At 44.2% G+C, this 20,891-nt stretch carries 15 protein-coding genes; 9 read left to right on the top strand and 6 right to left on the bottom strand.

All coding sequences use genetic code 11. The annotated features are described in order from the left end of the window. Nucleotides 1-10: 10 nt before the first annotated feature. The 9 genes from ACS8E3_RS02535 (at nt 11) to ACS8E3_RS02495 (ending at nt 15,191) form a co-directional block, all read left to right on the top strand. Nucleotides 11-703, top strand: coding sequence for a 1-pyrroline-5-carboxylate dehydrogenase (locus ACS8E3_RS02535; protein WP_439240908.1), 693 nt, complete (start codon nt 11-13; stop codon nt 701-703). A 631-nt stretch (nt 704-1,334) separates the two neighbouring features. After that, entirely contained in the window at nt 1,335-2,984 is a 1,650-nt protein-coding gene (locus ACS8E3_RS02530; protein WP_439240906.1) for a xanthine dehydrogenase small subunit, read from the top strand. Next, complete coding sequence (xdhB, locus tag ACS8E3_RS02525; RefSeq protein WP_439240903.1) at nt 2,984-5,578, top strand: xanthine dehydrogenase molybdopterin binding subunit; 2,595 nt, start codon at nt 2,984-2,986, stop codon at nt 5,576-5,578. Before ACS8E3_RS02530 ends, xdhB begins: the two co-directional genes overlap by 1 nt. Next, nucleotides 5,571-6,587, top strand: coding sequence for an XdhC family protein (locus tag ACS8E3_RS02520; protein ID WP_439240901.1), 1,017 nt, complete (start codon nt 5,571-5,573; stop codon nt 6,585-6,587). The genes xdhB and ACS8E3_RS02520 overlap by 8 nt, the downstream gene beginning before the upstream one ends. Before the next feature lie 262 nt (nt 6,588-6,849). Further along, on the top strand, nt 6,850-8,262 hold the full coding sequence (gene guaD / locus ACS8E3_RS02515; protein ID WP_439240899.1) for a guanine deaminase: 1,413 nt from the start codon (nt 6,850-6,852) through the stop codon (nt 8,260-8,262). Nucleotides 8,263-8,482: 220 nt separating this feature from the next. Beyond that, nucleotides 8,483-9,451, top strand: a complete 969-nt coding sequence (locus tag ACS8E3_RS02510; RefSeq protein ID WP_439240897.1) for an alpha/beta fold hydrolase — start codon at nt 8,483-8,485, stop codon at nt 9,449-9,451. A 130-nt stretch (nt 9,452-9,581) separates the two neighbouring features. After that, entirely contained in the window at nt 9,582-9,899 is a 318-nt protein-coding gene (locus ACS8E3_RS02505) for a hypothetical protein (protein ID WP_439240895.1), read from the top strand. 162 nt (nt 9,900-10,061) lie between these two features. After that, nucleotides 10,062-14,333: an ATP-dependent RNA helicase HrpA gene (gene hrpA, locus ACS8E3_RS02500; protein WP_439240893.1), complete on the top strand. Its 4,272-nt coding sequence runs from the start codon at nt 10,062-10,064 to the stop codon at nt 14,331-14,333. A gap of 258 nt (nt 14,334-14,591) precedes the next feature. Then, on the top strand, nt 14,592-15,191 hold the full coding sequence (locus ACS8E3_RS02495; protein ID WP_439240890.1) for a class I SAM-dependent methyltransferase: 600 nt from the start codon (nt 14,592-14,594) through the stop codon (nt 15,189-15,191). A 128-nt stretch (nt 15,192-15,319) separates the two neighbouring features. Here the strand turns inward: ACS8E3_RS02495 and ACS8E3_RS02490 are convergent, their stop codons facing one another. The 6 genes from ACS8E3_RS02490 to pnuC all read right to left on the bottom strand — a co-directional run bounded on the left by ACS8E3_RS02490 (nt 15,320) and on the right by pnuC (nt 20,809). Continuing rightward, nucleotides 15,320-15,691 (bottom strand): MliC family protein, encoded by a 372-nt coding sequence (locus ACS8E3_RS02490; protein WP_439240888.1) that lies wholly within the window; start codon nt 15,689-15,691, stop codon nt 15,320-15,322. 167 nt (nt 15,692-15,858) lie between these two features. Further along, nucleotides 15,859-16,812, bottom strand: a complete 954-nt coding sequence (locus ACS8E3_RS02485) for a DMT family transporter (RefSeq protein WP_439240886.1) — start codon at nt 16,810-16,812, stop codon at nt 15,859-15,861. A gap of 126 nt (nt 16,813-16,938) precedes the next feature. Continuing rightward, complete coding sequence (locus tag ACS8E3_RS02480) at nt 16,939-17,559, bottom strand: hypothetical protein (protein ID WP_439240884.1); 621 nt, start codon at nt 17,557-17,559, stop codon at nt 16,939-16,941. 154 nt (nt 17,560-17,713) lie between these two features. Then, nucleotides 17,714-19,333 (bottom strand): cell envelope integrity protein CreD, encoded by a 1,620-nt coding sequence (creD, locus tag ACS8E3_RS02475; RefSeq protein ID WP_439240882.1) that lies wholly within the window; start codon nt 19,331-19,333, stop codon nt 17,714-17,716. 197 nt (nt 19,334-19,530) lie between these two features. Next, nucleotides 19,531-20,136 (bottom strand): AAA family ATPase, encoded by a 606-nt coding sequence (locus ACS8E3_RS02470; protein WP_439240879.1) that lies wholly within the window; start codon nt 20,134-20,136, stop codon nt 19,531-19,533. Continuing rightward, on the bottom strand, nt 20,081-20,809 hold the full coding sequence (gene pnuC, locus ACS8E3_RS02465) for a nicotinamide riboside transporter PnuC (protein WP_439240877.1): 729 nt from the start codon (nt 20,807-20,809) through the stop codon (nt 20,081-20,083). The genes ACS8E3_RS02470 and pnuC overlap by 56 nt, the downstream gene beginning before the upstream one ends. Nucleotides 20,810-20,891 lie beyond the last annotated feature (82 nt).

The following is a 20,891-nucleotide window of genomic DNA, read 5'->3' as shown; positions in this document are numbered from 1 at the left end:
GAGTAGCAAGATGGCAAATGAATTCAAAAAAAATCATGCTGGGGTCTGTGAAGCTTGGCGATTATTAGGTGCCGTCAAACGTTCGGCGTACTTGGAAGCAGCGATACCTAAGCTTGCTTTGCTTACTGGCGATGCCAATAAGGCGCGGCGTCTATTTCAGCATTTACTAAGCGCAGCTCCAAAGCTTGATGAAGTTCAGCGGATGACTGGCGCTACGGGCGAGTCCAACGATCTATATGTCACCGCTCGCGGCAAAACTATGGTCATAGGCGGTGAATCTGCTAGAGCGATGGCGGTCTTGGGTCAGCTCATTGCCGCACTGCTAACAGGCAATGAGGTGATTTTGCATTGTCCAAGCCAAATCGATATGTGCGAAGAAGCGGCGAAGATACTTTATAATGTGGGGATCAGCGATGATGTGCTTAGTGTCGCTAATGACTCACAAACGATCACCCTGTTATACATTGATCGCCTTGCGCAGGTGGCAGTAGCAGGTAGCCAAGCAGAAGTGCAAAGCATCAGTCAAGAGCTTGCTAATACAGATGGTATCTTGACGCAGGTGATTGCGGTAACTGATATGGACGGCTTCTCTGAGATGCTAAGTCTTGATTATCTGCACCGCTTCGTCACTGAGCGTGTTATCACCATCAATACTACAGCTATCGGCGGTAATGCTAGCTTACTTGAGCTCGGTAATGATTAACCGTTCAAGATAAATCCTATAAGTCTAAACATCACAAGTTTAAATACCGTAGCCAGCGTTTGTTCATTAGTTATTTTGAGAAATGAACAAACGCTGGCTTTTTTGTGCGGCTAGAAACAATAGATGATAACCAGTAACTTTAAACTTATTGAAATTATTTAGTATAAATACTGACTTTGAGTTGTAAAATAATTAAATATAATGCTAGTATTATAATGTTAACCAAATAGTCAGCTTCAAAGCAGAGGTTTGGCTAGTTAAATAAAATACGGAATATTGATTGGCGAGAAGCTAAAATAAATGGACGTTTTTTTCAATCTTCGTAACTATGACAAGCGCTTAAAAAAGCTTGGATAGATACCGAAGCTCCATCCTAAATAAAGATTAAGTCTGAACCAGTCAGCAGTCTCATAGGCAGTCAGCTTATTCAATACCTGTATAACTATCAGTATTGATGTAGGTATGATGATCGTCGTATAAATTTTATTACTATAATAATTGAATACTACCTTATGGCAGTGTCGCTGTATGCGCCTGACCTTTGATATATTGATTGTTAACATATTATTATCCGATTAAAGATAAAAGTTTACTTTTTATCTTCCTTTTATCCAGACAGCCGAGTATAGCTATGATTCGTTTTTATCTTAATGGCAAGCCGCATCAAGTGCGTGATATCAACCCTAATACTACCGTGCTTGAGTATTTACGTTTGCATGAGCGTCAGACTGATACTAAGGAAGGCTGTGGTAGTGGCGATTGCGGGGCGTGCACGATTATGGCTCAGCGCCTACCTCCGCAAGATACTACCGATAGTGCCCCTTTCTATACCTTCAACTCTTGCATTACACTACTGTCACTGATGGATGGTCATCATTTATTGACGGCTTCTTATCTAGCGGATAATCCTAGCAACCACCCCGACCGGGCATTATTGCATCCCGCGCAGCAAGCGATGGTTGAGTGTCACGGCTCGCAGTGTGGGTTTTGTACGCCGGGCTTTGTGATGTCATTGGCGAATCTATACGAAAATAGACGCCTGCAAACAGATCATGATTCAAACGCAAACGCCGACGATACAGCCTTTAACTACGATGAGATCGTTGCTTCTATATCAGGCAATTTATGCCGCTGTACCGGCTACCGACCCATCATAGATGCGGGTCTAAAAATGCAGCAAATCGGTCAACAGCTCGACAGTGCAAATACGCCATCAAAAGTGCTAAGTTTGGCGACAAATGTTATGGCTAATAATGCTTTTCAAACAGATTCCAATAATCAGGCTGAGTCAAACTCTCAATTCGACACTATAGAGCCTGCCTTGATTGATGGCTCAAAGCAGCTATTTATACCGCGCTCTATCAGTGAGCTTAATCAATTACTAGCCGTGTATCCCACTGCCACGATCTGGGCAGGAGGCACTGATTTAGGACTGACCATTACTCAGCGCTTGATGGATCATGAAGTTATTATCCAGCTCTCAGCGCTCAATGAGTTACAACAATGGTCGCTATCAGAGTCTACTGATACGCAAGAGTTGAGCTTTGGCGCGGGCATGACCTATCAGCAGATGCTTCCGATTCTAGAGCAACATTTTCCTGCTTTTGCTGATTTATTCGCAAGAACAGCCTCACCGCAGATCCGTAATATGGGCACGCTTGGTGGCAATATTGCCAATGCTTCACCAATTGGTGATCTGCCGCCTGTGTTGTTAGCATTAGAGGCGCGAGTGCATTTACGTCATTGTGATGCCATTGGTAAAGAGACTGTCGCTAAAGAAGCTAGCGCTGAGCAAAATAGTAAAAAATCATTTGAAGTCTCTGATGAAACCATCTCTTTAGCTGAGTTTTTCTTAGAGTATAAAAAAACCAAATTGCGTCCAGGCAGTTATGTGGTAGCGGTGCATATTCCTTTGATGCAAGCGCATCAGCACTTATTTATTCACAAAATTAGTAAGCGTTACGAAGATGATATCTCAGCCTGTTTGCTAGCGGCGAGAATTGATTTGTCTTCAGATACTACGACTATTGTTAATGCAAAAATTGGCTTAGGCGGTATGGCGGCGATTCCTTTATTAGCGCAGCATTGTCAGCAGACTTTGATAGGACAAAAAGTTGATATCGCTAGTTTTAAAACAGCAGCTAACGCCCTATCTTTAGATGTGTCGCCTATGACTGATGTGAGAGCGAGTCGTGAGTACCGTATGCACGTGGTGCAGCGCTTATTGGTTAAATGTGCCAAGCAATTAATAGTGGATATACAAACGCAGGGAGCAGCATAATGAGTCATCATTCAAGCCTTTTTGACAGCTATAAGATCCGCCGAGTACGTCCACCTAAAAACAAAATTGGCACCTCCGCCAAGCATGATAGCGCCATTAGTCATGTGATGGGGACCGCGACCTATGTCGATGATATCCTAAAACCGCAGGACACACTGCATTTGGCAATCGGTAAAAGCACTCATGCTCACGCGCGCCTTGTCAGTATGGACTTAGATGCAGTAAAAGCGGCAGAAGGAGTGATTGACGTTTTTACCTTTAAAGATTTACCTGCGGCAACGGATATTGGACCTGTGTTCGATGGCGATCCTTTGATGGTCGATACCATTACAGAGTATGTCGGTCAGACACTGTTTGCAGTAGTAGCCACAACCCACCGCGCAGCCAAAAAAGCCGTTTTAAAAGCTAAGGTCGAATATGAGCCGTTGCCAGCGATAGTAACGGTTGAGGCCGCTTTAGAGCAAGAGCAGTTTGTACGTCCAAGCCATTTTATGCAGCGCGGCGATAGTGAAAGCGCCTTGAGTAGTGCTCCTAAACGCCTGCAAGGTCATATTCATATGTTAGGCCAAGAGCACTTTTACCTTGAAGGTCAAGTGTCTTATGTGGTGCCTTGTGATGATGGCGGCCTTGAAGTTTATACCTCCTCTCAACATCCTAGTGAAGTGCAGCAATTAGTCGCTGAAGTAGTCGATCTGCCTTTTCATGCGGTCAGCACTGTAGTGCGTAGAATGGGTGGCGGCTTCGGCGGTAAAGAAACCCAAGCTGCGGCATGGGCTTGTCTGAGTGCTATCGTTGCCAAGCGCTACAATGTGCCTGTGAGTATGCGCTTAGATCGTCAAGATGACATGGTGGTTACTGGTAAACGTCATGAGTTCTCCAACCGCTATGAAGTCGGTATTGATGAGTCTGGACACATTTTAGGCGTCGATATGCAATTATCAGGGCTATGTGGTTATTCACCTGATCTGTCTGATGCTATTGTCGATCGCGCGATGTTCCACTGTGATAATGCTTACTATTATCCTGCGGCAAAAGTTGCCGGTCACCGCTGTAAGACGCATACGGTTTCAAACACCGCTTATCGCGGATTTGGTGGGCCGCAAGGTCTGATGACTGCTGAATATATGATGGATCATATTGCTTATACGTTAGGTAAAGATCCGCTAGAGGTGCGTCTAAATAACCTTTATCAAGACGGTCAAACGACCCATTATGGTCAACCGATTGAGCATTTTGATTTGGCCACTTTGATGGACACTCTAGCCAAAGACTGTGATTATGAGGCTCGCCGTCAACAGACGATCGAATTTAATAAAAAGGCTGAGGCTGAAGGTAGCGATAAACGTCTAGGTTTAGCCTTAACGCCTGTCAAGTTCGGCATCTCTTTTACTGTGCAGCATCTAAACCAAGCGGGTGCGTTAGTGCATGTTTATACCGATGGTACCATTCAGATTAATCATGGTGGCACGGAGATGGGGCAAGGCTTGTATATCAAGATCGCTCAAATCGTCGCTAATGAGTTTGAAGTGGACTTAGATACGGTTAAAGTCACTGCGACGCGCACCGATAAAGTACCCAATACCTCACCAACTGCCGCCTCTTCCGGTACCGATATTAATGGTAAAGCCGCGCAAAATGCTTGTCTTACTGTCAAGCAGCGTTTAGTTGAGTTTGCCGCTGAGCATTTTGAGGTGCCGTCCACTGCGATAATGTTTGAGAATAATCATGTGCAGATTGGCGATAAAGAGACTTTGACGTTTGCAGAGCTGGTATTACTGGCCTATCAGCACCGCATTAGCCTCTCTGCTACTGGTTACTACAAGACCCCAAAGATATTTTATGATCGCTCCAAAGCTTGGGGCCGTCCTTTCTTTTACTTCGCCTTAGGAGCTGCCTGCGCTGAGGTTGAAATCGATACTTTGACGGGGGAGTATAAGGTGCTACGCTGCGATATTTTGCATGATGTTGGGCAATCGATTAACCCCGCTATCGATATTGGGCAGATCGAAGGCGGCTTTGTACAAGGCATGGGCTGGCTAACCACAGAAGAGCTCACATGGGACGATAAAGGTACGCTTGCTTCCAACAGTCCGGCCAATTACAAAATCCCAACTTCGCATGATTTGCCCAAACAGTGGCGCGTTAAGCTGTTCGATCGCAAAAACGAAGAGCAGACCATTTATAATTCCAAAGCGGTAGGCGAGCCGCCCTTTATGCTAGCCGCTAGTGTTTGGTGCGCTATCAATAATGCGGTGGCAAGCTTAGCCGATTATAAAGTCAATCCTGATCTGACTATGCCAGCCACTAGTGAGGCCGTGCTAAAAGCAGTGATGCGCTTGCAAGGGGAGGAGTGGGAGATACCTGCGAGCAAAAATCATACTGATGACATAAATGCTGATGACCTCCCAGAAGTAGAAGAACAGTTCAGCGCCGATGGCAAGGTGAAGATGGATAATAAAGATAAAGCGCAGTCGGTACCCCATGCTGAGGACAGCAATCCCCCTAAATCGGCAGGCGAGCAAGTTGATGAGCAGCCAGAGGCAATAAAAGATCCTAATGTTTCGGTTGCTAGAGGTCCGGCGCACAGTGAGTAATCTCTCTGCGCTGCCGCCTGAGCGTTGGTATGAGGCGCTAGCACGTTGCCAGCAGCGGGGAGTGGCGCATGTGATGGCGACTGTGGTCGCTATCAATGGCTCAGCCCCGCGCGCGCTGCAGGCGAAAATGATCGTAACGCTCGATGATTTTAGCGATACCTTGGGCGGCGGCGGTTTAGAGCATGATGTGATAGCAACGGCAAGGCAATTACTAAAGGGGGAGATTGATGTTAAGGAGCAAAAGCTTAATAACAAACTCTCCAAATCCCTAAAAGTTAAAAACGCTGATACAGCTGCAGAGCAAACGGCTAATGACTCAGCCCCCTCAAGCTCATCAAAATCAAAGTCGGTGCGCCGTGATAGTGTCTATACTAAGCATTATCCGCTAGGGGCTAAGCTTGCTCAGTGCTGCGGTGGTAGCGTCACGGTGATGTTTGAGTGCTTCAATGTGACGCCGCCACTCTCGTTATTGGTTTTTGGTGCTGGGCATGTGGCCGCGGCGCTGATGACCATACTAGCCGAGCTTCCTTGTCAGGTAGATTGGGTCGATAGTCGGCCTGAGATGTTTGAGCGTTACTTGACTGCCTCAAACAGTAATGACTCGCCATCTTATACCTTGCCAAAGCATATCCGCGTGCATATCGATGATGATCCTATCGATTTTGTTCGCCCCTTTATAGAGCAAGGTGGCAAACGCTTTATGTTAGTCATGACCCACGATCATAGTATTGATTTTGAGTTAGTGCGAGAGGCGTTAGAGGTGCTCAGAGCTGAAGAGAGCTCAGTTAATACAGATAACTTTGCAGCACCCGCTGCTTATATAGGCTGTATTAGCTCTGCTACCAAAGCCAAACGTTTCAAAGATCGCCTGCTACAGCGTGGTTATAATCAGCGGTTAGTCGATCAGTTGACTATGCCTATAGGCTTGCCGCTAGGGGGTAAGGAGCCAATGGCGGTAGCCGTATCTATTGCCGCGCAAGTCATGCAGCAGCACTATTTACAGCCCTAAGCTATCACTACCAACTAGTACTATAAAAAGATAAAGCACTGTACCTAAGCGTCATTAACTATCCAATACTTAGCGGTAGTTTAGCTACCTAAACTACTTGCTACTGACTATCCTCACTGAGCTATCTGTAAGTGCCGATGAAGAGTACAACATAGCCATAAAAAGTAACCATTTTTACGATTTTAAGCCCTTAACCCTTTCTTATTCTATGAGCAATAGCCTATAAATATAAGCGCTATGACTTGAGATGTGAGACTTTTTTATGACTATCCATATTTACCAAGCGCAATTATTACATTATCTGACGGAAGACGAGTTTGCTAAAAGAGTAGCACGCACCAATGCTGAAAGTTCTGCTCCTCTTGATACTACCGTCGTTGAAAAAAATGTAACTTTATTACCAGTTATGGCTGGGGTGACCATCCATCCTGAGTATATCGCTAATGGTGCACTAGTTGTTGATGATGAAACGGGTCTAGTTGTTGATTATGGTCATAAAGAAGCGATCATGACCGATTATGCCAATGCTAACGAGGGCAAAGCGCCGGTACAGATTCATGATTACCAGCATAAGCTGATTATGCCAGGCTTTATCGATACGCACGTGCATTATCCGCAGATAGATATGATTGCTTCTTACGGTGAGCAATTACTCGATTGGCTCAATAACTATACTTTTGTCACAGAAGCAAACTTTGGTGACCCAAAAGTCGCTCACGATACCGCCAAATTCTTTTTAGACCAGCTCCTTGCTAACGGCACGACTAGTGCTTTGGTATTCTCAACTAGCCATCCTGAGTCTGTTGAGGCGTTTTTTACCGAAAGCGCGCGCTTGAATACACGAATGATTACCGGCAATGTACTGATGGACATCAATGCGCCTGAGCACTTATGCGTGCCAACAGAGCAGGGCGTTCGTGATAGCCAAAACCTTATTGATAAGTGGCACAATCGCGGTCGTCAGCATTTTGCCATTACGCCAAGATTTGCCATTACCTCAACGCCAAAACAGCTAAAAATGACCGGCGAGCTTTATGCAAGTTATGATAGCGTTTATCTACAAACCCATTTAGCCGAAAACCATGCCGAAATTGCCTTTGTGCGCGAGCTTTATCCCAATCATAAAGGCTATCTCGACGTCTATGACGATATGGGCTTTTTAGGTCGCTATACCACTTTTGCGCATGGGATTCATCTTGAAACTTCAGAGTACGAGAGATTACGGGATACCGGCACCCAAATCGCACATTGCCCAACGTCTAATCTATTCTTAGGCAGTGGTCTATTTGATTTGCCAAAGACTCTAAGCTACACCGGTGTGAGTATCGCAACCGACGTAGGCGCGGGCACTAGTCTCTCGATGCTGACCACTCTAAATGAGGCTTATAAAGTACAGCAATTACAAAGCAATCCGTTATCCGCGCATCAAGGGCTATACCAGATCACCTTAGGAAATGCGCAATCATTGGTATTGGACGATAAAATTGGTAATTTTATGCCTGATAAAGAGGCAGATTTTGTCGTTATTGACTTAGCAGGCACGGCATTGTTAGAGCGTCGTATGAGTCAGACTAAAACCTTAGAGGAACAGCTGTTTGTACTGATGATGCTCGGTGATGATCGAGTGATTGATGAGACGATCATTGCTGGGGTGAGTCGTTATAAAAAAGCTTAATGCTTAAAATGAGTTTTGAAGCTGCCGTTTTTATAGCACTATTTTTTAGTAGTCCTGTTTTTTAATGGTGACATAATTTGATATAGTCAGCGTTTATTTACTAAACAGGTCACTTTAGTAAATAAACGCTGGCTTTTTTTATCTATAAGCGGTAAATAAGTATTCTATTAGGATATGTACTTTGTCTTAAATTATACCTAATCTATTGAGTATCTATTAAATGTCAAAACGTTTAGCCAAAATAATTTTATTTTCTATATTAGCGACAGGTATTTCACTGGCTGCGCTAATAGCTGTTTATTGGGCATCTGATAAAAGCGTTGAAGCGCTTAAAAAATGGCAGCTCCCCGATAGTGAGTTTATCGAAATCGATGGGATGCAAGTTCATGTGCTGCGCTCTGCTAAATGCACTAACGTAGATAATGCAAAGACTATCGTTTTACTGCACGGCACCTCAGCAAGTTTGCATACTTGGCAAGGCTGGATAGATGAGCTTAGTGATGAGTATTGTGTGGTCAGTATGGACTTGCCAGGCTTTGGCTTGACTGGGCCTTTTGTAGATGAGACTACTCAATATACTAGCGTCAACTACGCCGCTTTTGTGATAAAAGTGTTAGATAAGCTCAAGCTAGATAAAGTGATACTAGCAGGTAATTCTTTAGGCGGTAAAATAGCTTGGCGCACCGCAGCGCTATATCCCAAGCGGGTGGATAAGCTTGTCTTAGTCGATGCGGTGGGTTATCGGACCACTCCGAAGAGTATTCCCATCGGTTTTAGACTCGCCGCCTATCCAGCATTGAAGCCTATCTTAAGCAATATTTTACCGCGCAGCTTAGTCAAAAAAAGCATTCTTAGTGTCTACGCTGATAAGAGTAAAGTCGATGACGCTTTAGTCGATCGCTATTATGAGCTGTCATTACGTACCGGTAATCGCAGCGCGTTAGCCGATCGATTGCGTGAGTTCGATAATGTTGAAGATCAGGCGCAAATTAAGCAGTTAACGCAGCCAACGCTTATTTTATGGGGCGCGCAAGATAACTTAATACCACTCGAAAATGCTGAGCTTTTTTATCGAGATATCAAAGGTAGCCAGCTAAAGATATTCGATAATTTAGGGCATGTGCCGCATGAAGAGGATCCTAAAGCGACGGTCGCTGTGGTTAAAGAATTTTTAGCGCAAACTGATTAGGATCTCACCGTTCTTTAACTTTTAGTGGTAATAAACTCCACCGTTGAGGATAGCCCTAAATTTACACATACTGATAATAATAAAGAGTATGTCATAATGAGGTGTTTGTAACCAAAGCAAGGGAGTTCGTATGGCTTTAAATATGTATTATAAAAATGGTATGTTTCGTAAGACGCGCTGTCAAATCTCTGATGAGCTCGTACCTACACTTTATCAGGTTCATAACAGTGCCGACTTTCCGCAATTAACTTGGCTCATCGATACTCTATATGACAACCCACAGATTGAGCCTAACATTGCTAAGGCTCTAGCTGATGAGATGGTAGCATTTGAGAGGGTGATACTCTCCTTGCAACTGCCTTTTCCTAGAGTGCCACTACAAAAGCTGCACGACTTTTTTGCAAAAGCCGCTAGAGATGAACAGAGGATTTATACCAGTAGCGATTGATTATTTAAACGGTTCCTATACTTTTATAGAATCTAGAAAGGAGCATCTAAAAAGGTTAAGAGCAAATCTAAGCTGCCAAGCAAACACTATAACCACCTTGAATCCCGCCCAAAATACCCCCATACTCTTAGCACTTATAAACAATAAATAGCCTAAGCAAATATGTCTAACACTTTGAAGAATACGCCAAACTTAGCAGAAGATAACTCAGCGAAAAATCTAAATGATACGATTAACAATCTAGCTCAAATAAAAGATGCAGATAGCTTCACAGAACTACCTGTGCTTGCTAAGGATAGCCACTATTTAGGACGGTTAGAGCGTGAGCTGGCGCGCGCGGCTGTATCTAAAAACAAGAATTCAAATACTGATGATAAGCAAGAAAAAGCGCAAAAAGAGCTGTCTAAAAAGCGCGCGCAATACGACAAAATAAAAACCCGCTCACAGCAGACAGTGCAAGCACGTATCGACAGTATTCCGCAGGACCTTCCAGCGAAGCTCAACCTTGATCTGCCAGTAAGCCAACGTGCCGAAGATCTAGTTCAAGCGATCATCGATAACCAAGTGATTATCGTGGCGGGTGAGACAGGTTCGGGTAAAACGACACAGCTGCCGAAGCTTGCGATGTTAGCAGGTCGCGGTATTACAGGGCAGATCGGGCATACGCAGCCGCGCCGATTAGCAGCGCGCAGTGTTTCTAACCGTATTGCCGAAGAGCTTGGCGAGAAGTTAGGCAATACCGTTAGTTTTAAGATTCGCTTTAATGAGCAGGGGACGGCGCAGTCGGTTATCAAGCTGATGACCGATGGTATTTTGCTAGCTGAACTCGGTCACGACAGATTCTTAAGTAAGTACGATACTATTATTATCGATGAGGCGCATGAGCGTAGTCTTAATATTGACTTTATCATGGGCTATCTCAAAAAGCTGCTGCCTAAGCGCCCTGATCTCAAAGTCATTATTACCTCAGCGACGCTTGATACTAAGCGTTTTAGCGAATACTTTAGTCATTATGATAGTAAGCTAAAACGTAAAGTCCCTGCGCCTATCTTCAACGTCGAAGGTCGTAGCTTTCCGGTTGAAGTGCGCTATCGTCCGCTGACTGATGAGCCAGTGACTAGCTCGGATGATGATAGCTATGACGACTTCGAAGAAAACTTGCCGCGTGCGGTTGTCGCAGCGGTAGAGGAATGCTTTAGTGATGCGCAGAGTAAAGGGCATGCCGATCAGGCTGATATCTTAATCTTTGCCGCGACTGAGGCTGAGATTCGTGAGCTACAAGATGTACTTATTCAGTATGGGCCCAAGCACACCGAAGTGCTACCACTCTTTGCGCGCCAGACTTATGAAGAGCAGCAGCGTATTTTTCAGCCTTCCGGTCGTGGGCGCCGTATCGTTATTGCCACTAACGTTGCCGAAACTGCACTAACCGTACCCGGTATTCGCTATGTGATTGACTTAGGCTTTGCACGGATATCGCGTTATTCCTATCGCTCGCGCGTACAGCGCCTGCCTATCGAGGCGATTTCACAAGCGGCTGCTAATCAGCGTAAAGGACGCTGTGGTCGTGTTGCCCCTGGGGTTTGTATTCGCCTTTATAGCGAAGAAGACTTTAGTGGTCGTCCTGAATTTACTGAGCCTGAGATTTTGCGGACTAATCTTGCCTCGGTTATTTTGCAAATGGCGAACCTGCGTCTAGGTAGTGTCGAGGATTTTGAATTCATCGAGCCGCCCGATAGCCGTTTGGTTACCGATGGTCATAAGCTACTCGATGAGCTTGGCGCGATTACCTCAAAAAACGACAAAGCCAATATTCCAAAGCGCAAGCAAACTTTAGATCATCTACGTCTGACCCGTATCGGGCAAAAAATGGCGCGTATGCCTATCGATCCACGGTTAGCTCGTATGTTAGTGGCGGGCAGCGATTATGATTGTATTCGCGAGATGCTGATCATTGTTGCCGCTCTAGCAGTACAAGATCCACGCGAACGCCCTGCTAATAAGCGTCAACAAGCTGATCAAAAGCACGCTGAATTTCGTCAGGATGACTCGGATTTCTTATTTTATTTGAGTTTATGGAAGGCGCTGTTTGAGACTGACGAGAATGGCAATAAGCTCTCTGGTAATCAGCGTAAAAACTTCACTAAGAAAAACTATCTTAGCTTCCCACGTGTGCGTGAGTGGAATCAAACCCATCGCCAACTGGTGCAGATGGTCACTGACTTAGACCTAACCGATGTGAAAGAAGTAAAGGGTGATGGTAAAATCAAGCAAAACAATGCTAAAAACGCTAATAGAAAACAGAATAAAAAGAACAAGACAAGCAGCGACCCCACCGTAATTGAAGATGAAGAAGTCAAAGCGGTTAAATATGCCAATTTGCATCGAGCGCTACTAACAGGATTGCTTTCTACCATCGCGCACAAAACCGAAAGCCGCGGCGAGTATCTGGCCGCGCGTCAACAAAAAGCCAAGATATTCCCAGCCAGTACCGTATTTAAGCAAATACCGCCTTGGGTCATGGCTTTTGAAGTGGTTGAAACCTCGCAAGTGTTTATGCGTACCGTTGCCAAAATTGAGCCTGAATGGATTATCGCCGAAGCGGGCAATCTGCTTAAATACCATTACTTCGAGCCGCATTGGTCAAAGAAAACCGGCCGCGTCAAAGCTTATGCACAGATTAGTCTATTTGGTTTAATTATTATCCCAAAGCAGCTCACCAACTATGAGCAAGTTAACCTCTCTGAGTCGCGCGAGATCTTTATTCGTGATGGTTTAGTGACCGGTAATCTAGGCCGGCAAGCGCCGTTCTTACAGCACAATATGGACAAGATCGCTCATGTCGAGCGTATCGAGGACAAGCTGCGTCGCCGAGATTTGCTAGTCGATGAAGAATCGCTGTATCAGTTCTATGAGAAAAAAATCCCTGAGCATGTCGCTAGCCGCAAAGCTTTTGAAGACTGGCGCGCGGAGATGGAAAAGAGCGATAGTGAGTTTTTATTCTTTACCGATGACGATGTGCTTAATAGCCAAGCACCGACTACAGGCGACTTCCCGGAGGTTTGGCAATTAGGCGATCTGCGTTTGCCGCTCCGCTACGTGTTTGATCCTGCCAGCGACGATGACGGCGTGACCATTCGTGTTCCATTGGCTGCACTGCCGCAACTAGACGCCATTGAGCTACTGTGGGGCGTCCCAGGTTGGCGCTACGAGCTAGTACTACAATTGCTCAAATCTCTACCTAAAGACATTCGCCGTCAAATTGTACCGATTCCAGATACCGCTGATAGCTTGTTCGATGAGCTCAAGCCTGAAGGCGAACAAGGTCTGCTTAAGCAGCTTTGCCATGCGCTGAGTCGTCGCGGTATTACATCGGTGACGCCTGATAAATTTGACCCTTCCTCTATTGACCGCTACTTGCAGCCGCAGATTTCGGTTGTCGATGATAAAAACCGTATTATCGAAAAAGGCCGTGATCTACAAACTTTGCAAATTCGTCATGCTAGTGAAACCAGTCGAGCGGTGACCGAACAGCAAGGTGCGCATACGAGTTTCCCTGAGCACTTTACTTTTAGTAAAAATCGTCATAGCGCTGGTGTGGTGATGAAGCAGTTCTCTGCTTTGGTCGCTGACGAAGCAGGCACAGCGGTATCGATTCATCAATATACCGATGTTAATGCGGCATTAGAGGCGCATCGCACGGGCGTGTTGACGCTAATTAAAGCCAAGCTCGGCGCTAAGAAAAAGCAGTTGACGAGCCAAATCGATAAGATCTTTAAGCTTGCCTTTGCCCCCCTTGGCGATATGGAAAAGCTTAAGACTATCGTTATCGATGCGGCGCTCGATGCGACTCTTGAGGAACACTACGTATTATTCGACCATAGCACTGATTTGCCTGAGAGCGCTGATAGTATCGCGGTTGGCTTAGCTGAGGAGCTACCATTTACACTAGAGGAGTATCAGCAAACCCAAGAGGTAGTGGTCAGTAATTTCCTGCTGACGGGTCAAAGCGTTATTAAAACTCTCAAGGAAGTTTATACACGCTGGCAGCGTATTCGCCAAAGTCTACTGATGCTCGATCGTGAAGTTTTTGGTGAGTCCATTGACGATATCGAAGATCAGCTCTCAGACTTGTATCTAGCGGACTTTGTATACCGTATGGATTATAGCCATTGGCAGCAGTATCCACGCTATTTGGAGGCGCTAGAGCTAAGGATTGAGCGGCTTGAGCATAATCTTGAGTCTGATCTTGAAGGTGTCTATGCGCTCGATTTGCATATGGAGCGACTGGTCAATCGTGCCAGTGACGCCGCTATTAGCGAATACCGCTGGATGGTAGAGGAGTATCGTATTCAGCTATTTGCACAACCGATGAAAACTCGTATGGCCGTTTCACCGAAACGCCTTAAAAAGGTTTGGGATGAGATACGTTAAAAAATTACATGACAATTTTAGTGTCGCAAGTAAAAATTTCTTAAAGGGAATGTTTTGGACACGTTAAAAAATTGCATGCTGCCAGAAAATCATAGATTTTCTCTTGCGCTAGGAGCTACCTATTAAAATCAGCCCTTAAAGAAAGCTTTTTGGACGCTTTGAGAAACCGCATTAAAAAACGGTCTGTTTACTTTAAAACTTGACATGTTTTTTTTGGTTAAATTCTTACTTATAAGTTTGTTAAACAAGGTGAATAAAATGTGGGATGAACGCTACAGTGAACCAGGCTTTGCTTATGGTACTGAGCCTAATGACTTTTTGAAAGCAGAGCATGGAAGAATACCTGCAGGCGGGCGCGTCTTATGCCTAGCAGAGGGCGAGGGCAGGAACGCGGTATTTTTAGCGGAGCAAGGTTATGAAGTCACGGCGATGGATTTATCCAAAGTTGGCTTACGTAAGGCGCAGCAATTAGCTGACGATAAAGGCGTAACGATTACTACGCAAGTGGCTGATTTAGCTGATTATGCGTTTGAACCCAACAGTTGGGACAGTATCGTCTCGATTTGGGCGCATGTTCCTGAGACCATTCGGCAGAAAATCCATACACAAATTGCTCAAGCCTTAAAGCCCAATGGCGTATATTTACTCGAAGCTTATAATTACGAGCAAACTAAAATGGATGCGGTTGGTGGGCCGCCTGCTGATCAACAAGATCGTTTCGGCTCATTGATAAACTTACGAGCAGAGCTTACAGAGTTAGAAGAAATCATAGGCATTGAGAAACAGCGCATGATATCAGAAGGCGCGCATCATCAGGGGTTAAGAGCGGTCGTACAGTTTATCGGTAGGAAAAAATAGTCAAAAAAGATATTTTATTTAACTGATTATTTATTTAAGTAATTATATAGTAAATATTTCTGCCCTAAAAAAGGGTGATAGACTTTGAATCTATCACCCTTTTTTATTCATGAATGGTATCTTATCGATTACATAGTGCAGTTTACACTGTATTCTTTACCATTAGCGAGCTTTGCGCTGATGATGCCGTAGTCTGCTTTGGTTTGCCATTGTAGGTTCATTTTAGGATTGTCGTTATTAACATAGCGTGCGCCAGAACCAGATACCGCTTGCGTCATGATAACTTTTTGATTGCTAATACCGAATTTTGGCATAGTAATATTCAAGTTAGCAGCGCTACCGTCTGCAGCATAAGCTGCCGTGACTTTACCATTACCTTCGCAAGTATAAGAGTTGACGACTTGATTAGTAGCACCTGTTTGATCATTACCCACGAATGGATTGTTCGCACAAGCGGCTAAAGCTAAAACAGCTGGTGTTAGTACTAATAATTTTTTCATAACTTTCCTCAAGAAATTTAAGAATGAAGTGTTTAAATCCCAACGAGTATCCTACACTTTAATAAAAATATTCTCGTTATCATTTGATATCTGTCTCGTAAACATCGTGTTTCAAAGTGTATAAGTTTAAATTTTAAGCTAGCTAGATTTGAATAATTAAGCTCTAGTTATGACTCTATAATGACAGCAGAGTCTTTATAGTTATCAGGCTGCTTATTCAACACAAACACTAGTACCGCTCCCAAAATAATGATACTAGCGATAATAAAGCGTAGACTCAGAGTTTCTGATAAAAACAAAACACCTGCTAACGCTGCGATTATCGGTACACAAAGCTGCACCACCGCAGCTTGAGTATTTTTTAATAATGGCATAGCCACATACCATATACAGTAGCCGAGGCCAGAAGTAATCGCGCCTGATATGACTGCTAGCATCACCCCTTGCATACTTATCTCTACCCAATAGCTAATAGCGACTATTAATAAAAAAGGAATAGCGACTAAGCTTCTAATAAAGTTAAACCCTGTGGCTCGTAGCGGCGAGAAACAAGCTTTGCCGCGTATGCTATAGATGCCCCATGCTATACCGCTAAGCGCCATAGTCAGAGCGCCTGTAAAGGAGGGTATAGCCGCTGAAGGGAGCATCAAATATACAAAGCCAATAAGCGCGCAAGCTAGCGCTAGCCACTGCAGCACAGTCAATTGCTCCTTTTGGTAAATACCCCAACCTATCATCGTCAGTTGTACAGCGGCGAACAATATGAGCGCCCCAGTGCCTGTATCTAGATCGACATAAGCTAGCGAAAAGCAAAGCGCGTACACTACTAAGCTGATACTACTAAGCCAGCTGCCTCTATCAGCTAAAATAGCAGCAGTAGAGGCGTTGTTATTATTGTCAGTGCTAGAGGCACTGCTGAAAGAAGTAGCGGTTTGTACTTGGTGTTTTAGGCGATGTGTATGAAGGGTTATGATAAAGCCTAGACAAATAGCGCCACTCAGCAGCCGCAAAATTGTAAAGTTCCAAGGATCGATAGCATCTTCAATTAAGGCCATTCGGCATAGCAAAGAATTGGCGGCAAAGGCGAGCAGGGCGATGATAGTATAAACAGTAGCTTTCAAAATAATCCTTTAGTACTGAGCTTCATTAAGCTTCAAAAGAGGCGGTTAAACTTGGATAAAAGTTAGACCCTAAGCTAATGTCACAACACTCTAATTAGAGCGATAGCAAAAATCATAATAAAGAGGCTATCGCGCGCTTACTAGACGTAAATCTGCGATCATTTGCTCTAAATGCGCTTTGCTTTGCGCGCTCCAAACATTATAGAAGCAGTTATTCTGCGTTATGATGATATAGGCTAGCCAATTAGCCTCAGGGTTACCACCTTCATGACCGTAGCTTGCCATGCTGCCATCTCGATACACCACATTGAATGGCCAGTTATTATAAGACTCATTCGGATCAAGCGTGCCTGTATTGGCGACGCCATAAGCACTGCGTAGAGTAGGCAGGTCATAAGCCACACCCCAACCCCCAGCGAAGTTAGCTCGGCGTGCGCTGAAACCTTGCAAATGTGCTGAAGATTGTTTTGGTAGCGCTAAAATAGGACAGGTACCTCGGCTTTCGGACTTTAACCATTCCTGCCGGTAAACTGTATCAATTTCGCTATCACTAATAGGAACCTTACTCCAAGGCGCCTGCTTCATGGTGCTTTTATTCGCTTGATTAATAATAGTCGTACTCATGGTTGCTGGTTTATCGTCCGCTTGAGCTATAGGGGTAGCTTGGCAAGCACTTAAAGTCAGCGTAAGAAAGATCGAAGATAAAATAACTGCTACAGTAGCTCTAGGTTTAGTGATAAATGCCATCGGAAGACCTCAATCAATCGTTTAGAATGTCAGTTATATTGTTAACCGCTCTTACACTTTTGTCTGTGTGTTTTGGTTATTGCTAGGCTCAAGTAACTCTTGCTATCACAGCACTGATAGCAAGATTATAGGTATTATATTTAGCAGCCTTTAGCTAAGCGACTTTATACCAGTCAATTTTACGGGTCATAATCATGACGCAGGCGAGAAGTATAAAGCAGAATACCGCGCCTAACAGCAAATTTAAATCCTCGGTGGTGAGAATACCGTAAAAGGCGGCGTAGAGACCGGCTAATATAGTCGTAAAGATAACCGCACGTTTGACGCCGTCTAAGACATAATAAGTGTACCAACCGATCAGCCCAACGCAGCTACTGCCAGCAATAGCATAAGCTTGCCAAAAAGCGATTTGTTCAGCCAAAGGTAATAATAAGACGTAAAAGGTCAATAGCGCGCAGCCTACTAACAAATATTGAATCGGATGGATACGACTAGATTTAATCACTTCGAATAAAAAGAAAGTGCCAAATGAGATCAAAATTAAAAGTAGAGCATATTTCATGGTACGTTCTGTTTGTAAATAAACATCGTTAGGTTCTGCGAAACTGACGCCAAAGCTATTTAGACGCACGCTATTTAGGTTGCTGTGGTTGACGCTATCTATGCTACCGGAAGCTTCTTGTACGACGACTGCCGCCGCCTCATAATCAGCATAATGACCACTCTCTAAGCGCGCCTTGCTATCAACGGTGCAGCTGTTGTTTGGCGTGCTCAAGCACTGCGATAAATATTGATTATTAGCCACAGTAAGATACTGGTTTTGCCAATTAGCAGTGAAGCCCTCAGCGCTAAAGTCTTTAGTATTCGGTAAGGCTTTACCTATAAAGTTGGGCGCATGCCAGTTGCTTTGCATGCTCAAGTCAAAGTTTGAGCCGGTAGGTACAGTGTTTAGATTACTAATACCGGATAGAGGCAAATCAATATTGATCTTAATGTTTTCGTTAGCGTCAAGTCTATTGTCTGCGGTGATAGACGCAGTCGTAGCATTGGCTTTTAATTGAGCTATAACATTTCTTGGTAAGGCAACTTCTACGTAGCTCAAGCCGTTAAGCATAGACATGCTGGGATAAGTTGCCTTGATAGTTTGCTTGTCGATGGTGACGGTAGGCAAGGTGGGCACGCCGCGTAAGTCTGACACTGGAATGATAAGCTTAGCTTGATTCCAATGAGTAGTCGTCTGTCTGGCAGATGATAAGGTATTATTCGCTACAGTAGCACTCAATAGGTTGGTTTGCACATCAGTAGTCTCAATAGCTTCTGCATCTGTATTTTGGGTTATATTCAAATCAGCTGGTGCTAAGGAATTTACAGTTTCATTGCTTGTCTGCAGCTTATAGCTTTGCTTAAAGATTATATCGCCATTATAACTAGTCGCGTGATAAATGCCGCGCTGATAAGTGTCGGTACTGACGGCAAGGTTTTGAGTAGTTGAGGTTTGCGCTGCGAATACTGTCTTTATGGTTGTGAAAGGCGGCGCGCATTTATTCGCTTTATCGGCGGCGCTTGTACATTCTGGTGTCGTTGTGACCGGAATGGCAATGAAGGGAGTAATAATCTCTTGTGGATTAACATGCTGATCGGCTATTTCGCGGACCACAGAGTTGGCATAGTACTGTCTTTCGGTAATGACAGTACTGAACATCGTCAGGCCAATAGCGAAGATCACACAGAGGCTAGCGATGATAGAGAGTTTTATAAATAGGGTTTTTTGCATGCGGATTATCCTCAAGCTGATGATTTAATTGTCGACTGAGCTAACAAGCCGATAAGATTAAATAACAGCGTAGAGGAGCTATGCTAAAAAGAAATGCAAGAAAGATGGAGAATTTATGAAAATAAATTGGCTGACTGATATTGGCAGGTTTTGACGTTGTTTTAATAGCTTAGCTTTTATAAATAGCCTAAGCAAAATTAAGTTAAACTTTCTAACCAAGTTGCTACTTGTTGGACTCTCTGTTTTCTATCGCCACCGATACGTCGGAACGCTTTATGATAACCATTCAACTCATTTTCAAAGCGCGTACTAATAGCCTTACGATCGTAAGGACTATCACGCAAATCATCAGCAACCCAAGGCGTGTCTACTTCTGTTAATAAAATCAAATCATAATTATGGGTTAGGGCTGCTTGGGTCAGCTCGTTTGGGCAGTCGCCATAATACCAATTGGCATAAACCATCAGCTCAAAAAGACTGGTATCACAAAATAAATAACGGTTATCGGCTATGTTATTTGTTTGCGCGACTTGCTGAGCGAGCCTGTTCTCAAGCTCAATTTGACCTTGGGCGATAGGAATTAAATCCTCCCAAGTACAAGTCGATTGCTGCTGATTCCATTTCGCCTGCAAATAAGTACGCATATATTCAGGTACCCACAGGCTATCAAAGTGCTCGGCTAAATCACGACATAAAGTAGTTTTTCCGGTACTCTCTGCGCCCAAAATAGCCACTGTTATGACAGAATTAGGCGTACGTTGCCTCAAACAAGGACTGACTGCGGTAGCGTTGTTGCCATTCATAATAAGCCCAAATTGCGATCAAGGTGAATATCACATATTGAAATGCGGTGAAAGTAAAGCCTTTATAAAAGTACAAGGGAACGGAGATAGCGTCAGCGACTATCCACAGCAGCCAGTGCTCGATTTTTCGCCGAGCCATCAGCCACATCGCCATCAAAAACAGCGCTGTGGTGAGCATATCGGTATAATCCACCCAAGTAAATAAGGCTAGATCTAAAACGACGCCATCGAAGCTAAAACTATTATTAATAACGGGCCTAAAATAATATACTAACGCGACAAAGGCCATAGTCGCTACTGCCAATAGCGCTAATATCGGCAGATCCTGTTTGTTAATATGCTCAACTTGTACCTCATGCTCAGAGCTGTGCTTAGTATTGTTTCCAGTATTCTGCTGAATATTGGCTTTATTCTTAGTCCAATTAAACCAGCCGTACAAGCTCATAACGGTATAATAGGCATTGATAAACATATCGCCAAACAGCTGCCATTGCCACAACAAGTAGACAAATATCGCTGTGCTAATAAGACCAATGGGAAATACTAATACATTGAGCCGACTAGCCAACAATACGCTTGCGACGCCGAAGCTGACAGCGATTAACTCTAAGCTAATAAATAGGGTGGAGTAGTCCGCATATTGACCAAATAGCCAATTAAAAAGTTCTACCATGGTAGTTTCCAGAAGTCTAATAGCGTGAGGTCAGTCATAAATCATATTCAGATTGTCTTATTATAGCTTAGCTAAGCACAAC

The organism is Psychrobacter sp. 2Y5, from assembly GCF_051847375.1.
GTDB lineage: Bacteria > Pseudomonadota > Gammaproteobacteria > Pseudomonadales > Moraxellaceae > Psychrobacter.
Note: the sequence above shows the minus strand (reverse complement) of the source record. Positions and strands in the feature narration are given on the sequence as shown.

Excerpts from the sequence above, each read along its gene's own strand:
- ACS8E3_RS02535 (WP_439240908.1), top strand. The coding sequence starts at position 11 with ATGGCAAATGAATTCAAAAAAAATCATGCTGGGGTCTGTGAAGCTTGG.
- ACS8E3_RS02530 (WP_439240906.1), top strand. The coding sequence starts at position 1,335 with ATGATTCGTTTTTATCTTAATGGCAAGCCGCATCAAGTGCGTGATATC.
- xdhB (WP_439240903.1), top strand. The coding sequence starts at position 2,984 with ATGAGTCATCATTCAAGCCTTTTTGACAGCTATAAGATCCGCCGAGTA.
- guaD (WP_439240899.1), top strand. The coding sequence starts at position 6,850 with ATGACTATCCATATTTACCAAGCGCAATTATTACATTATCTGACGGAA.
- ACS8E3_RS02510 (WP_439240897.1), top strand. The coding sequence starts at position 8,483 with ATGTCAAAACGTTTAGCCAAAATAATTTTATTTTCTATATTAGCGACA.
- ACS8E3_RS02505 (WP_439240895.1), top strand. The coding sequence starts at position 9,582 with ATGGCTTTAAATATGTATTATAAAAATGGTATGTTTCGTAAGACGCGC.
- hrpA (WP_439240893.1), top strand. The coding sequence starts at position 10,062 with ATGTCTAACACTTTGAAGAATACGCCAAACTTAGCAGAAGATAACTCA.
- ACS8E3_RS02495 (WP_439240890.1), top strand. The coding sequence starts at position 14,592 with ATGTGGGATGAACGCTACAGTGAACCAGGCTTTGCTTATGGTACTGAG.
- ACS8E3_RS02490 (WP_439240888.1), bottom strand. The coding sequence starts at position 15,691 with ATGAAAAAATTATTAGTACTAACACCAGCTGTTTTAGCTTTAGCCGCT.
- ACS8E3_RS02480 (WP_439240884.1), bottom strand. The coding sequence starts at position 17,559 with ATGGCATTTATCACTAAACCTAGAGCTACTGTAGCAGTTATTTTATCT.
- creD (WP_439240882.1), bottom strand. The coding sequence starts at position 19,333 with ATGCAAAAAACCCTATTTATAAAACTCTCTATCATCGCTAGCCTCTGT.
- ACS8E3_RS02470 (WP_439240879.1), bottom strand. The coding sequence starts at position 20,136 with ATGAATGGCAACAACGCTACCGCAGTCAGTCCTTGTTTGAGGCAACGT.
- pnuC (WP_439240877.1), bottom strand. The coding sequence starts at position 20,809 with ATGGTAGAACTTTTTAATTGGCTATTTGGTCAATATGCGGACTACTCC.